This window comes from Streptomyces sp. NPDC059874 (assembly GCF_042731135.1).
Taxonomy (GTDB): domain Bacteria; phylum Actinomycetota; class Actinomycetes; order Streptomycetales; family Streptomycetaceae; genus Streptomyces.
On sequence record NZ_JBHWJY010000006.1, the window covers coordinates 143,611 to 157,869 of the forward strand.

A 14,259-nucleotide genomic window follows, 5' to 3' on the forward strand; every position below is an offset into this window, starting at 1 on the left:
CGCTACACAGGGACCGCAGGGGGCGCCTCCCTTCCTGCGTGTACGGGTTTTGCAACTTTCACAAGCGGACAAGCGGGAGGGCCGGCGAGGCCGGCAGCAGCTCCCTGAGACGCTCCAGGAGTGCCGGTCTGACCCTCCGAGCTCCCCCAGACCCCTTCAAATCGGGTGGGGTTCTTGCATCACCGGCTGAGGTAGCAACAATTTTCGTGCTGTGCGTCACAGAGGTGTCCTGAGATGCCTCAGAGGACACGTACATTACTTATGGCGGGGTTGCTCTATACCCCGCCTCAGAGACACAGGGAACACGCAAAAAGCCCCACCCGCGGAAGGTGGGGCTTTACTGGGAACTACCCGTCAGGGATCTTCTATCGACCGTAGGGGCACCGCTCGCCGGCGCGAGGGCAGGCCACGAGGGCCCGGGAAACATAGCGGCTGTTCGTGGAGTAGTAGCCCCACACGGAGTCAGCGCCACGGCGCAGATCGTCTTCAACGTACTTCATGCGCTCGTCAAGAGGGAACGGCTCTTCTGACAGATGAACATGTTCTTCGCCGCCATTGCGCATCCACTTCAACGCCACTTCAATTCCGTCGGGCGTATTCTCGAATGTCTCTACGACATGACGAGCAGGCTTCCTCAGCCAATGCGCAATTTCCAAAGGCGGTGTGGGCTGATTCGGGTCCACCCTGACGTTGTCTGCCGGCCGTTCGTGTCCAACCCAGGAATACGCGTGCCAGTGATTTGCAACGTCCATTGCCGCCCTCTCTGAGTGAGGGGCCGACCCCCAGCGTTCAGGAGTCGGCCCCAGTCCACGCTCACCCCAGAGGGTAGCGGTTCAGCAGTCCTTGGCGCCTAGTACTGGCGGCCGTCGTCGGAGTCGCCCGTGGTGGGGTTGCCGCCTCCGCCGTCCGAGTCGTCTCCGCCGTCGTTCTCTCCGCCCCGGAGGATGACCCAGCGGTTCTCAACGTCGATCATGGTCCTTGCCCTTCTCTCGATGGGTGGTGCATGACTGGTCGTTACGTTGACCTGCTCAGGCGCCAGAGCAAGCCATCACGGACGCTCCAGAGTGGTTCTGGCTCCGTGGCTCCCGACCAAGGCCGGAAGGTCTGTCTCCACCCCTGTCCCATGGGAGAACGACAAGCAGGGGTGGAAGTCTGAGGGGCCCGCTCCGACCACTGGGCCCTTCCTAAGCTGAGTGGCCGGAGCGGGGGTTTACCCAACCCCCTATCGGGATCCCAAAGCCGCGGGGGGAGCGTTGGCGTTTCGGTTCCGTCCGAAAGGGGGTTGGGGTCTAAGGGTGTTATCCCGTCGGAGGATTGAAGGGACGGAGGTGGACGACTTCGGCAGCAGTGTTCATGCCGGGGATCGGGCGCCATCGGATGCCGACTTCGCCCCCGCCGTACGTGTCAGCCAGGGGCCTGATGCCAGCCTCGTGCCACCCGTCATGACTCCTCTGCCGACCGCAGCTTGCGCCGCTGTTCAGGTGGCCGGTGAACCTCGGCTCGCCCTTGATGGCAGACCGAAGCTCTTCCATGTGCTCCATGGAGAGCTGCACCCATGATCCGCACAGAATGCGGTCTGTTCGGAATGCAGGAATCGGAGTGGCCTGGGCCGGTTGTACAGCATTGCCCTTGGGCAGGTAGGCGTCAGGCGGGATGATTGTCAGCTCCGAAGGCAGAGAGTTCGAGGAGCCGAGAACATCGCTGACCCCTCGCGCGCTTTCCATTGTCATACTCCCCTCTGCCGCTGATGGGCCCTGAGCTGCTCCGCCACGATTTCGTTCTCGGTAGCCGGTTTCACGGTCCTGGCGAACCAGGGTTCTCCATCCCCGTAGGGCCGAATCTTGTACTCGCCGCCCACCAACCCGAGGAGCCGACCAGTACGTCCCCTCTCCGGATCGGTAACCCTGTCACCCGGTTCGGGAAGGTAGGGATGCTCCCTTGCCGGCTCATCGGTCACAGCAGCTTCCTCAGGCCGGCCTCAACCTGCTCCAGGAGCGGCCGGGTAAGGGGCGCGTAGTCCTGCGGCACCCAGTTCGGAAGGAGCCGGTAGAACGCACGGCATTCGATTGCCTCAGCCAACGCTCTCTCGGTGGCCTCTGAAGTCTCAGAAGAGGGGCTGTCGTTCATGATTCTGCGAGCCCTATGCCTGCCGGCCCTTGGTGAGCAGGTTGGACAGTCGTCCGGCCTCGTCCGTCGACAGTCCGCTGATGTGGAACTCAATGTGGATGTCGCCGTTGCCGCCGAACTCCTCCGTCCAGGAGCTGTGGGTGAGCTTGTCTGCCGGCAGCCCGTTCGCCTGCATCTCTCCTCGCAGCCCCTGAAGCACGCGGGCGGCCTCCCGTTCAGATACCGGCGTGCTGACCTGCTTCCGTACCATCTCGCACCTCTCGCGGACGGGGTTTGTTCGTCTGGTGCATGAGCTTGGCCTCACTTGGCTAGCCTGAACAGGGCTTCTTTCTGTTGGGTCGCAAGTGAGCAGAAAATGAGGGGTGCTATGCCACGCGGCAGGCCGCGAATGGATTTGGACAGGTCTACACCTGCCGGACTGCTGGGCGCCAAGGTCCGACACTTTCGAGACCTCAAGGGTTGGTCGCCGGCCGAGCTGGCAGAGAAGGTGTTCGTCTCAGAGACGCTGATCAACAAGGTGGAACGGGGGAAGGCCAGCCCGTCAGAGGCGCTTGCGAAGAACCTTGATCGCAAGCTCGACGCTGGGGGGCAGATCGAAGAACTATGGCCTCTGCTGAGCATCCAGACGTTCGAGGACTACGCCGAGGAGTTCCTGAACCACCAGAAGCGCGCAGTAAAGATCCAGGAGTATTCGCAGGTGGTACCGGGTCTTGTGCAGACCCGCGCGTACGCTCTGGCCCTTGCCAAGTCCGCCGAGATCGTCACTGGCAACGATCCTCGGTCCGTGGCTGATTTGCGCATGGAGCGACAGGCGATACTCGATGCCGCCGGCGCTCCCTGGCTCCTGGTGGTGTTGGACGAAGCTGCGCTCCGCCGCGTGGTTGGCAGCAAGGCCGTGATGGTGGAGCAGCTCGAACACCTGCTGAAGCTTGGGGAGCGGCCTCGGGTCGAGATCCGCGTTCTCCCCTTCGGGGACACGGTGCCGGCTGTCCTCCCTGGCTCCCTCTCCATCCTCACCATGCGCAGTGGTACGCAGTACGCATACACCGAGGGCATCACCACAGGAAGGATGTTCCAGGGAGAGGACGCTACGGCCTACGCTGTCCTCTACGATCGCGTGCTCAGCAACGCATTGTCCGCGGCGCGATCAACCGACCTGGTTCGTAAGGCAATCGAGGAGTACGGCAGTGAGCGCACCTGACCTCAAGTTCCGCAAGTCCAGCTTCAGCGGTGGAACCAATGACAACTGCGTCGAGGTCTGCGACGAACTTCCTACCGTCTTCGTGGAGGACTCGAAGGACCGCGCGGCGGGCCGGCTGAGTGCTTCGCGGCCCGCGTGGGCTGCCTTCGTCGGCTTCGCCAAGACCCGCGACGTCTGACACACTGAGACCCGAAGGGCCCCTCTCCCCCTACCTGGGAGAGGGGCCTTTCACGTTGCCAGGGTCAGGCGGTGAGAGCCTTCCCACCTCCATAACGGTAGTACGTGGCCTGAGAGACTCCGAGGACCCTGCACATGTTCTCTACGGAGGTCTTCTTCCCGGCCTGCTTGAGGTTCTCAGCAGCAGCGGCAATGGCGGCTGTCGTGAGGGCCTTGGGTCGAGAGGCTCCGGCGGAATCCTCCTCAGCCTTCCTGAGGATCTCCTCATACTCGACGTTCAGGTTCTCTGCTTCCTCAGCCAGTGTCCCCGCCTTCTTCTCCAGCCGGTTGTACTCGCTCGCAGCTCCTTCAGCCTGTGAGAGGGCCGTGGAGACCTGTGAGGAGAGAGAGCGGGTCAGCTCTAGTGAGAGGAAGTCGATCATCCCCCTCAGCTCCTCCTTCTCCTCAGCGGCAGTCTTGGCCTTTGAGGGGGTCACGGCCATGTGGGCCATGTGACCAATCACGAGGGGCGGAACCGCACTGATGCACTTCACCAGGAGCTCTGAGGTTCCCATGTAGCCGAGGGCGATCAGGTGAGAGATCGACTGAGCACAGATGGCCAGGGCGAGAGCCATGATGGCTCCGATGAAGGCTGTCACTTGGCCAGGAAGGTTCAGCCCCTTGCGGTAGGCGGCGATGGCGCCGGCCGCCATCGCGTAGACCGAGATGCAGATGGGCATGGCCCATGCATAGTCCTCAGACCATCCGGCGATGCGCGCCATGGCGATCTCTCCAGGGATGCTGAGGTAGAGAGCAGCCAGGCAGGCAGCAGGGATAGCCACCCTGAGAACCAGTTTCAGGTACCAGGGCAGGGCAGAGCTAGGCATGAGGATCCTTTCAGATGGGTGTGAGGGGGTTCTCAGGCGCGGTCGCGGCAGTCACGGCACAGATGAGCCGTGACACCGAGACGGAAGGGCCGGCCGCAGTCGGAGCACTGGGAGCGCTTTGGGGCAGGCGTCGGCCTCTCAAGGGCTGGCAGTGCCTCGCGCGGCTCTGGCCGCTGATGCTTGAGGCGGTACGTCACCAGGGCAGCCGCGGACTCGATGCGGGCCGGCAGGGCCTTTATGAGGGCAGTGACTACTTCCATCTCATGGAAGCCATCAGTGATCCATTCGGCAGCGAGAGGGGCAAGGCGCTGCACCTCAGCCGGAGAGAGGCGAAGGCGGCGCTCGTGCACGCCGAGCCTTCCAAGACACAGCACGGCTCGACTGGCCACGGCGTCAGCCGTGCCAGGAGGCGTCTTGTCGTTGGAAGAAGGAGAACTCTCCCCCTCCTTCTGGTGGAAGTTGCCGGCCTCGTCGGCCGGCTGCTGCTCAGGCTGCTGGGGGAGGTCATTCTTCCCAAGGTCATTTCCCTTGGGATAGCCGCCGAGAGCCTGATCAGTCGGTTCCCCGACCGTCGGCATGTGGTTGGTCGGCTGATCAGTGACGGAGGTCAGGGTGACCCACTGCCCCGTCTCCGGATCCTGCACACGGGCTCGCTGGACATAGCCAGCCTCTACCAGCTCGGTCATGGCCCTGCCGACTACGCGGCGGCCGTTCGGAACACGAGCGGTGACCCTCTCCACGGTGGCCCGGTTCGCGTCGGGCAGGGAGAGCAGGTAGACGAGCAAGCCGAGAGCCTCCAGGCTCAGGGCGGATGACTGTGCGATTGAGTTAGGGATCTGCACGTAGGCACGAGTGTGCCGAGTACGCTGGACGCGCATCTAGAGTCCACATCTCTAGGTGTTTCCCGCTGGGTAGCCGCCCGGCGGGTTGAGACCCTCTGAGGTAGCCGCCTCAGGGGGTCTCGTGCTATGCCCCGTGACCGTAACACAACCCTGCGGGTCTGCTGAAGGCTCTTAGGGGAGACGCAGCAGGGCGCCCCCGAACTGGTGAGAGTCCAGGGGCGCCCAGTCCTGAGGGAGGCCCACGGGCGGCCTTCCCCTCGTTTGCCCAGGTCAGAGGGCTTCCGTGAGAGTGAACGGATAGGCTACGTTAGAGAACGGGACCGAAGGGCCCCATGCCCAAGGGCATGCGGATGCCGCGCGGCGGGAAGATGCGCTGACCCGCTGACCTGATTTTCGTATACGAGACAGGGGCGCCCCCCGAGCCGACCGGCTCGGGGGGCGCCCCTGATTCCGTACTCCGGACGCGCCCGGGCGTCAGATCCGTACCTGTACGGCGCGGGCCAGTCGGTCGTGCAGGCCGCGGCCGTCGCGGTCCCAGATCAGGGCCGGGACGACGAGGGCCAGCAGCAGCGTGCGCACGACCACCCGGACGATGCCGAGGCGGCCGCCGCTCTCCGAGACGACCCGGAGACCCAGGATCCGCTTGCCGGGGGTGAAGCCCACGGTGCCGACCGTCAGGATGGTCAGGGCGACGAAGAGCGCGAGGGTCCAGTTGCCCGCCGCGGCCAGGTCGCCGCCCGTGATCAGCCCGTATGCGATCACTTGGCAGCCGATCCAGTCGAGGGCCACGGCGCCCAGCCTGCGCCCGAACCGCGCCGCCGAGCCGGGCCCCTCCTGCGGGAGGCCGAGCCGCTGACCCGGATAGCCGAAGTCGACCCCCATCTCCTCGGCGGCCGCGCGGGGGCCGGAGAGCCAGGATCCGATTGCTTGCCTGTTGTCCACCCGACCACGGTACCGGTGGTGCTCCACGGCGCTCCGAGCGGACCCTGGTTAACTTGTGCGAAACAAATGGGTCATGCTTGAGAAATCCCGTGTGCTTATGGTCGGGTCAGCGTGCGGCACCGCACTGACGCACCACGAGCTATAAAGCCCGCCCCTGCCCCGGGGTGGGAGTAGGAGGAGTTGGATGTTCCAGAACGCCGACGAAGTGAAGCAGTACATCGAGGAGAACGACGTCAAGTTCGTCGACGTCCGCTTCTGCGACCTGCCTGGTGTGATGCAGCACTTCACCATCCCGGCTCGGGCATTCGACCCGGCGGAGGAGCTCGCCTTCGACGGTTCGTCGATCCGCGGCTTCCAGGCCATCCACGAGTCCGACATGGCTCTGCGTGCCGACATCACCACCGCGCGTCTCGACCCCTTCCGCAAGGACAAGACGCTCAACATCAACTTCTTCATCCACGACCCGATCACGGGTGAGGCCTACAGCCGCGACCCGCGCAACATCGCGAAGAAGGCCGAGGCGTACCTCGCCTCCACCGGCATCGCCGACACCGCGTTCTTCGGCCCCGAGGCCGAGTTCTACGTGTTCGACAGCGTGCGCTTCGCGACCTCCGCGAACGAGGGCTTCTACCACATCGACTCCGAGGCCGGCGCCTGGAACACCGGTTCCGAGGAGAACAACCGTGGTTACAAGGTCCGCTACAAGGGTGGTTACTTCCCCGTAGCCCCGGTCGACCACTTCGCCGACCTGCGCGCCGAGATCTCCCTCGAGCTGGACGCCCAGGGCCTCCAGGTCGAGCGTCAGCACCACGAGGTCGGCACCGGTGGCCAGGCCGAGATCAACTACAAGTTCAACACGCTGCTCGCCGCGGCCGACGACCTGATGCTCTTCAAGTACATCGTGAAGAACGTCGCCTGGCGCAACGGCAAGACCGCGACCTTCATGCCGAAGCCGATCTTCGGTGACAACGGCTCGGGCATGCACGTGCACCAGTCGCTGTGGGCGAACGGCGAGCCGCTGTTCTACGACGAGGCCGGCTACGCGGGCCTGTCGGACACCGCGCGCTACTACATCGGCGGCATCCTCAAGCACGCCCCGTCGCTGCTGGCCTTCACCAACCCGACGGTGAACTCGTACCACCGCCTGGTGCCGGGCTTCGAGGCGCCGGTCAACATGGTGTACTCGCAGCGCAACCGCTCCGCCGCCATGCGCATCCCGATCACGGGCTCGAACCCGAAGGCCAAGCGCGTCGAGTTCCGCGCCCCGGACCCGTCGTCCAACCCGTACCTCGCCTTCGCGGCGCTGCTGCTCGCGGGCCTCGACGGTGTCAAGAACAAGATCGAGCCGATGGAGCCGATCGACAAGGACCTCTACGAGCTCTCGCCCGACGAGCACGCGAGCGTCCCGCAGGTCCCGACCAGCCTCGAGGACGTCCTCAAGGCGCTGGAGGAGGACCACGACTACCTCCTCGCCGGCGGTGTCTTCACCCCGGACCTGATCGAGACCTGGATCGACTACAAGCGCACGCACGAGATCGCCCCGATCGCGCAGCGTCCGCACCCGCACGAGTTCGAGCTGTACTTCGACCTCTAAAGTGCCTGGTGGAAGGCCCCCCGCCGCTCTCTTCGGAGAGCGGCGGGGGGCCTTTCCGCGTTGACAGGCCGGTGCGGTCGGGTGACGGTGGAAATGACCGTAAAGGCTGGATAAGCGATACATGTTCGGAGGTGCATGAGTATGCGCCGCAGGATAGTTGCCGCAGTCATCGCCGGTGCCGCCGGCGCCACCCTCGGTCTGATGCCGGCCACCAGTGCCTCCGCTTCTTCCGAGGGTGGCGGTGGCGGGTGGAGGTGCTCCGACCGGCGCTGGAGCGACTGGCGTTGGGACGAGTGCTGCAACCGGGACTGGCGCGACCGCCCGTGGTGGTGCTGGGAAGACGGCGGAGTCGGCGGCAACGGGGGCGACGGCCGCTACGACTGGGGAAACTGGCACGACTCCGGCTGGAACAACTGGCGTGACGGCAACTGGAACGACGGCCGCGGTGGCGACGGCCGCGGTGGCGACGGTGGCAACTGGGACTGGGGCAACGGCCGTGGCGGTAACGGCGACTGGGGCCACGACGACTGGGGCAACGGTCGTGGCGGTAACGGCGACTGGGGCAACGGAGACTGGGGCAACGACGGTCGCGGTGGCAACGGCGACTGGGGCAACTGGAACCGCTGACGCCGACCGCGGTTGACCGGGCCACACCGGACCCGGGCGCGATGACCCCGCTCAGCCCCGGCGGAGCAGGGGCATCGCGCCCGTGAGGTCGTGCAGGCACCGGACCGCGAGTTCCGCGGGGGAGCCGGGGCCCGAGACCGGGCCGTCCGTGGCCGACCACACCTCCAGGGCGATGCGGATCGCGTCCGTCGCCGCCGCGGCGAGCAGCCGTACGCCCACCGCGTCGGCCCCGTCGCCCACCAGCCTGGCGATCACCGGGACCAGGCGCTCCTCGGAGTCCTGGTTCACGCGGTACCAGACCGCCCGCAGGGCCGGGTCGTCGGCCGCCGCGCGCAGCAGGCCGCGGGTCACCTCCAGGCCCTCCTCTATGGCCTGGAGGTCGCTCAGGGCCCGCGTGACCGCCCGCTCCAGGGCCTCGGCGAGGGGGGTGCCGGGGTCCTCCTCCGCGAGCAGCGCGCGCCAGGCGTCGCCGCCGCCCGCGAGTAGCGGGGCCACGGCCTCCTGCTTGTTGCGGAAGTAGCGGTAGAAGGTGCGCAGCGCCACGCCCGCGTGATGGGCGATGTCCTCGGCGGTGGTTCCGTCGGGGCCGTGCTCGGCGAAGAGTTCGCAGGCCGCGCGGGCGATGTCGAGCTGGGTGGCCGCCTTGCGGCGCTCGGTCAGCGACTGGGCTCCGGGGCCGGCCTGGGGAGCGTACGGACGAGGGGATCTCACGGGTGAAGACTACCTCGCGCGCCCAGCGCTGATTGCATGCTTTGACAGTCTGGCAAAATGTGCCAGTGCTTCGGTACGCTCACCCCATGAACCGTTACGAAGGACGTCGCGTCCTCATCACCGGCGGCGGCTCCGGCATCGGCCAGGCCACCGTCCACCGCATCCTCGCCGAGGGCGGGCGCGTCCACACCGTGGACGTCAACGAGGCCGGCCTGAAGGCCACCGCCGAGCGGGCGGCCGCCGACGGCCACGCGGACCGGCTGACCACCGCCGTCCTCGACATATCCGACGAGGCCTCGGTCAAGACGGGCGTGGCCGCCGCCGTCGACGCCCTCACCGGCATCGACGTACTCGTCAACGCCGCGGGCATCCTGCGCTCCGCGCACACCCACCAGACCACGCTCGACTTCTGGAACAAGGTCATCTCGGTCAACCTGACCGGCACCTTCCTGATGATCCGCGAGTCGCTCCCGGCGCTCCTCGCGGGCGAGCAGCCGGTCGTGGTGAACTTCAGTTCCACCTCGGCGTCCTTCGCGCACCCCTACATGTCCGCCTACGCCGCCAGCAAGGGCGGCATCCAGTCCATGACCCACGCGCTGGCCGCCGAGTACAGCAAGCAGGGCCTGCGCTTCGTGTCCGTCGCGCCCGGCTCCATCGAGAGCGGCATGACCACCGGCACCGGCCCCGGCCTGCCCGAGGACACCGACTGGTCGCTCTTCGCCAAGCTCGCCCCGGCCCTCGGCCAGGGCTTCGCCGGCCCGCAGACCGTGGCCGGCGTCGTCGCCATGCTGGGCTCCGAGGACGGCGCCTTCATCACCGGTACGGAGATCCGCATCGACGGCGGCACGCACTACTGATCAACCGCGAAACCGGTCCCAGAGCCGGGGGAAGCGCTCCGCGAGCACGGCTTCGTTCTCGAAGTCCAGCGGGGTGCCCTCCGGCTCTGCCGGTTGCAGGGGGACGCCCAGATCCGGCGCCACCGCCCCGGTCAGCTGCTCGTACGCCTCGTCGGCCGCGTACCCCAGCTCCTCGCCGTCCCCGTCGACCTCCTCGTCGAACTCGCCCAGGAGCTCCGCCAGCTGGTCCGGATCGTGCACACCGCCCTCGAAGACCTCCCGGCCCTGGCCGATCAGCCAGCAGCGGAAGTAGTCGAACGCGTCGTCGCTCGCTCCGTCGAGGAGCACCCAGGCCGCGCCCCACAGGTCCCAGGTGTAGGCCCGGTTGTACCGGGCCTCGAAGTGCCGGGCGAAGTCCAGGACGGAGTCCGGATCGAGCTGTGCGAGTCGCTCCACGAGCAGCTCGGCGTGTTCCTCGGGGTCGCCCTCGGCGGCCTCGCGGGTACGGTCGACGATCTCCCAGAACTCCGTCTCGTCCATCACCGTCCCAGCATCACGGGTCGACCCCCGCGCCGCCACCGCTCATACGGCCAAAGGCCGGTGTCCGACCCCCTGGAGGGTGGACACCGGCCTTCGGTGTGTCAGTCGCGTACGGACTCAGAGCCCGTAGCGCTCCCGGGCCTCCTTGACGGAGGACGCCGGTACCTCGCCGCGGCGGGCGAGCTGGGCCAGCGAGGCCACCACGATCGACTGGGCGTCGACACCGAAGTGGCGGCGGGCGCCCTCACGGGTGTCGGACAGGCCGAAGCCGTCCGTGCCCAGCGAGGTGTAGTCCTGCTCCACCCACTGGCTGATCTGGTCCGGTACCTGACGCATCCAGTCGGAGACCGCGAGGACCGGGCCGGCGGCACCTTCCAGCGCGCGGGTGACGTACGGGGTGCGCAGTTCGCCGCGCAGCAGCGCCTCGTCGCACTCCAGCGCGTCGCGTCGCAGCTCGCCCCAGGAGGTGGCGGACCAGACGTCGGCGGCCACGTTCCAGTCGGCGGCGAGGAGCTTCTGCGCCTCCAGCACCCAGTGGATCGCCGTACCCGAAGCCATCAGCTGGATCTTCGGGGCGTCGGCGGCCGGGGCCGCGTCCGCGAGGTCCGCCGCCGTGTTGAAGCGGTAGAGGCCCTTGATGATGCCTTCCTCGACGCCCTCGGGCATCGCGGGCTGCGGCTTCGGCTCGTTGTAGACCGTCAGGTAGTAGAAGACGTCTTCCGGCTTCTCGCCGTACATCCGGCGCAGACCGTCCTTGACGATCACCGCGATCTCGTACGCGAAGGCCGGGTCGTAGTTGAGCGACGCCGGGTTCGTGGACGCGATCAGGTGCGAGTGGCCGTCCGCGTGCTGGAGGCCCTCACCGGTCAGCGTGGTGCGACCGGCGGTGGCGCCGACGATGAAGCCCTTGCCGAGCTGGTCGGCGAGCTGCCACATCTGGTCGGCGGTGCGCTGCCAGCCGAACATCGAGTAGAAGATGTAGAACGGGATCATCGGCTCGCCGTGCGTCGCGTACGACGTGCAGGCGGCGATGAAGTCGGCCATGGCGCCGGCCTCGGTGATCCCCTCGTTGAGGATCTGGCCGTCCTTGGCTTCCTTGTAGTACATGAGCTGGTCGCGGTCGACCGGCTCGTACGTCTGGCCCAGCGGCGAGTAGATGCCGGCCGACGGGAAGAGGGACTCCATGCCGAAGGTGCGGGCCTCGTCGGGGACGATCGGAACCCAGCGCTTGCCGGTCTCCTTGTCCCGCATCAGGTCCTTGACGAGGCGGACGAAGGCCATGGTGGTGGCCATCTCCTGCTTGCCGGAACCCTTGAGCAGCGGGGCGAAGGAGCGCTCGGCCGGAGCCGGCAGGGCCACGTGCTTGACCTTGCGGGCCGGGGCCGGACCGCCGAGGGCCGCGCGGCGCTCGTTCAGGTACCGGACCTCGGGGCTGTTGGCACCCGGGTGCCCGTAGGGAACGACACCGTCGGCGAAGGCGCTGTCCGGGATCGGGAGGCCAAGGAGGTCACGCATGTCCTTGAACTCGTCGATCGTCAGCTTCTTCATCTGGTGGTTCGCGTTCTTCGACTCGAACCCGGCACCCAGCGTGTAGCCCTTGACGGTCTGCGCGAGGATGACCGTCGGGGCGCCCTTGTGCTCCAGGGCGGCCTTGTACGCGGCGTAGACCTTGCGGGGCTCGTGGCCGCCGCGGGAGCTGTGGAAGCACTCGGCGATCTTCGCGTCGGAGAGCACACCGGCCAGCTGCACGAGCTCGGCGTTGGCGCCGAAGAAGTGCTGGCGGATGTAGGCCACGTCGCGGGTCGCGTACGTCTGGAACTGCGCGTCCGGTACCTCGCGCAGGCGGCGTACCAGGGCGCCGGTGGTGTCGAGCTGGAACAGCTCGTCCCAGGCGGAGCCCCACAGCGACTTGATGACGTTCCAGCCGGCGCCGCGGAACTGGGCCTCCAGCTCCTGGACCACGCGGAAGTTGGCGCGGACCGGACCGTCGAGGCGCTGCAGGTTGCAGTTGATGACGAAGGTCAGGTTGTCGAGCTGCTCGCGGGAGGCGAGGGCCAGGGCGGCGGTCGACTCGGGCTCGTCCATCTCGCCGTCGCCCAGGAAGGCCCAGACGTGCGAGTTGGCGGTGTCCTTGATGCTGCGGTTCTGCAGGTAGCGGTTGAAGCGCGCCTGGTAGATCGCGGAGAGCGGGCCGAGGCCCATGGACACCGTCGGGAACTCCCACAGCCACGGCAGGCGCCGCGGGTGCGGGTAGGACGGCAGGCCGTTGCCGCCGGACTCCTGGCGGAAGTTGTCGAGCTGCTGCTCGGAGACGCGTCCGTCGAGGAACGCGCGGGCGTAGATGCCGGGGGAGGCGTGGCCCTGGATGTAGAGCTGGTCGCCCGATCCGTCGGCCTCCTTCCCGCGGAAGAAGTGCTGGAAGCCGGTCTCGTACAGCCACGCGGCGGAGGCGAAGGTGGCGATGTGGCCGCCGACGCCGTACTTGGAGCCGCGGGTCACCATGGCGGCCGCGTTCCAGCGGTTCCAGGCGGTGATCCTGGCTTCCATCGCCTCGTCACCGGGGAACTCCGGCTCGGCGGCGGTGGGGATGGTGTTGACGTAGTCCGTCTCCAGCAGCTTGGGCAGCGCGAGGCCGGCGGCCTCGGCGTGCTGGAGGGTGCGACGCAGCAGGTATTCGGCCCGGCGCGTACCGGCGGCCTTTGCGACGGCGTCGAGGGAGGCCGCCCATTCGGCGGTCTCCTCGGTGTCGCGGTCCGGGAGCTGGTCGAGCTCGCTCGGAAGCTTTCCTACGGGGTCGGACATCGCTGTGCGCCGCCTTCCGGGTAATGGAGAGGTGGTGAAAAAATCCCTGACGGGCAGGACAGGGTCGTTGGACCTGGTTGAGGTCCGCGATGACTGTAAATCGCTGATCGATGATCGATCAAATAAAAGTGACGAAGAAACGTCCATACACCGAAAGTCGGCACCGGGTGCCATGGAGCAAGGCACCCGGTGCCGGGCAAATCGTGGCAAAAGGTCCGGTCGGCGGGGCCGTCAGGCGCGCGGGGCGCACCCGAGGACATGCCGCTTCACGAGCACACCGATGTCCGGATCCTGATTGCGGAACGCCTGCACGAGGGCCTCGTGCTCCTCGGCGTAGGACTTCTGGACCGTTCCCAGCCAACGGATGGACAGGGCCGTGAACACCTCGATGCCCAGGCTCTCCCAGGTGTGCAGCAGCACGCTGTTCCCGGCCGCCCGCACCATCTCCCGGTGGAAGCCCACCGTGTGCCGCACCTGCGCCGTGCCGTCCTCGGCGCGGTCGGCCTCCCACAGCGCCGCCACGTGCGGTTCCAGGGCCGAGCAGTCGGCCGCCAGCCGGGGCGCCGCCAACTCGGCGGCGATCTGCTCCAGGCCCGCCCGGACCGGGTAGATCTCCTCGAGGTCGGCCGCCGAGAGGTTCCGTACGCGGACACCCTTGTTCGGCGCCGACTCGATCAGCCTCAGCGTCTCCAGCTCGCGCAGCGCCTCGCGCACCGGGGTCTGGCTGACCTCCAGCTCCACGGCGATCCGGCGCTCGACGATCCGCTCACCGGGCTTCCAGCGCCCGCTGACGATCCCCTCCACGATGTGCTCGCGGATCTGCTCGCGCAGCGAGTGCACGACGGGTGGGGTGATCATCTGGGCTTCATCTCCTGAGGGGTGTGCAGGGACGTGCGGGGCCTGATGCGTAGACAATACGGCGGTCGTGGCCTGCTGCGATGCGTTCCTCCCGGGTGACCCTTGGTGAGGCTCGTTACAAACGACGGCGCCCCTG

General features: G+C 67.1%; 15 protein-coding genes. 6 read left to right on the top strand and 9 right to left on the bottom strand.

The features are described from left to right. Window positions 1–365 precede the first annotated feature (365 nt). From ACFV9H_RS05935 to ACFV9H_RS05945, 3 genes are all read right to left on the bottom strand, one after another. Window positions 366–683, bottom strand: a complete 318-nt coding sequence (locus ACFV9H_RS05935; RefSeq protein WP_385393872.1) for a hypothetical protein — start codon at window positions 681–683, stop codon at window positions 366–368. Window positions 684–850: 167 nt separating this feature from the next. Next, the gene (locus ACFV9H_RS05940) at window positions 851–973 is read right to left on the bottom strand and encodes a hypothetical protein (protein ID WP_385393874.1); all 123 of its coding nucleotides are present in this window, start codon (window positions 971–973) and stop codon (window positions 851–853) included. A 1,167-nt stretch (window positions 974–2,140) separates the two neighbouring features. Further along, window positions 2,141–2,302, bottom strand: coding sequence for a hypothetical protein (locus ACFV9H_RS05945; protein WP_385393877.1), 162 nt, complete (start codon window positions 2,300–2,302; stop codon window positions 2,141–2,143). Window positions 2,303–2,494: 192 nt separating this feature from the next. Between ACFV9H_RS05945 and ACFV9H_RS05950 the strand changes: the two genes are divergently transcribed. Continuing rightward, entirely contained in the window at window positions 2,495–3,328 is an 834-nt protein-coding gene (locus ACFV9H_RS05950) for a Scr1 family TA system antitoxin-like transcriptional regulator (protein ID WP_385393880.1), read from the top strand. Then, complete coding sequence (locus ACFV9H_RS05955; RefSeq protein WP_385393882.1) at window positions 3,315–3,506, top strand: DUF397 domain-containing protein; 192 nt, start codon at window positions 3,315–3,317, stop codon at window positions 3,504–3,506. Before ACFV9H_RS05950 ends, ACFV9H_RS05955 begins: the two co-directional genes overlap by 14 nt. 64 nt (window positions 3,507–3,570) lie before the next feature. Here ACFV9H_RS05955 and ACFV9H_RS05960 read toward each other — a convergent pair whose 3' ends face one another. Then, window positions 3,571–4,371 (bottom strand): hypothetical protein, encoded by an 801-nt coding sequence (locus ACFV9H_RS05960; protein ID WP_385393884.1) that lies wholly within the window; start codon window positions 4,369–4,371, stop codon window positions 3,571–3,573. Between the two features lie 14 nt (window positions 4,372–4,385). On the opposite strand from ACFV9H_RS05960, the gene ACFV9H_RS05965 reads away from it, so the two are divergent. Then, complete coding sequence (locus tag ACFV9H_RS05965; protein ID WP_385393886.1) at window positions 4,386–5,186, top strand: hypothetical protein; 801 nt, start codon at window positions 4,386–4,388, stop codon at window positions 5,184–5,186. Between the two features lie 501 nt (window positions 5,187–5,687). Here ACFV9H_RS05965 and ACFV9H_RS05970 read toward each other — a convergent pair. After that, window positions 5,688–6,155, bottom strand: coding sequence for an RDD family protein (locus ACFV9H_RS05970; RefSeq protein ID WP_385393888.1), 468 nt, complete (start codon window positions 6,153–6,155; stop codon window positions 5,688–5,690). Window positions 6,156–6,339: 184 nt separating this feature from the next. Between ACFV9H_RS05970 and glnA the strand changes: the two genes are divergently transcribed. After that, the gene (glnA, locus tag ACFV9H_RS05975; RefSeq protein ID WP_385393891.1) at window positions 6,340–7,749 is read left to right on the top strand and encodes a type I glutamate--ammonia ligase; all 1,410 of its coding nucleotides are present in this window, start codon (window positions 6,340–6,342) and stop codon (window positions 7,747–7,749) included. Window positions 7,750–7,890: 141 nt separating this feature from the next. After that, entirely contained in the window at window positions 7,891–8,376 is a 486-nt protein-coding gene (locus ACFV9H_RS05980; RefSeq protein WP_385393894.1) for a hypothetical protein, read from the top strand. Between the two features lie 51 nt (window positions 8,377–8,427). On the opposite strand, the gene ACFV9H_RS05985 is transcribed toward ACFV9H_RS05980, so the two are convergent. Further along, a complete protein-coding gene (locus ACFV9H_RS05985) occupies window positions 8,428–9,087 on the bottom strand; it encodes a TetR family transcriptional regulator (protein ID WP_385393896.1) in 660 nt (219 codons plus the stop codon). Between the two features lie 86 nt (window positions 9,088–9,173). Between ACFV9H_RS05985 and ACFV9H_RS05990 the strand changes: the two genes are divergently transcribed. Continuing rightward, complete coding sequence (locus ACFV9H_RS05990) at window positions 9,174–9,944, top strand: SDR family NAD(P)-dependent oxidoreductase (RefSeq protein ID WP_385393899.1); 771 nt, start codon at window positions 9,174–9,176, stop codon at window positions 9,942–9,944. Here ACFV9H_RS05990 and ACFV9H_RS05995 read toward each other — a convergent pair whose 3' ends face one another. The 3 genes from ACFV9H_RS05995 to ACFV9H_RS06005 form a co-directional block, all read right to left on the bottom strand. Then, window positions 9,945–10,466 (bottom strand): DUF4240 domain-containing protein, encoded by a 522-nt coding sequence (locus ACFV9H_RS05995; RefSeq protein ID WP_385393902.1) that lies wholly within the window; start codon window positions 10,464–10,466, stop codon window positions 9,945–9,947. A gap of 114 nt (window positions 10,467–10,580) precedes the next feature. Further along, on the bottom strand, window positions 10,581–13,265 hold the full coding sequence (gene aceE / locus ACFV9H_RS06000; RefSeq protein ID WP_385393904.1) for a pyruvate dehydrogenase (acetyl-transferring), homodimeric type: 2,685 nt from the start codon (window positions 13,263–13,265) through the stop codon (window positions 10,581–10,583). Window positions 13,266–13,496: 231 nt separating this feature from the next. Then, window positions 13,497–14,120: a GntR family transcriptional regulator gene (locus ACFV9H_RS06005; protein WP_385393953.1), complete on the bottom strand. Its 624-nt coding sequence runs from the start codon at window positions 14,118–14,120 to the stop codon at window positions 13,497–13,499. Window positions 14,121–14,259: the final 139 nt, after the last annotated feature.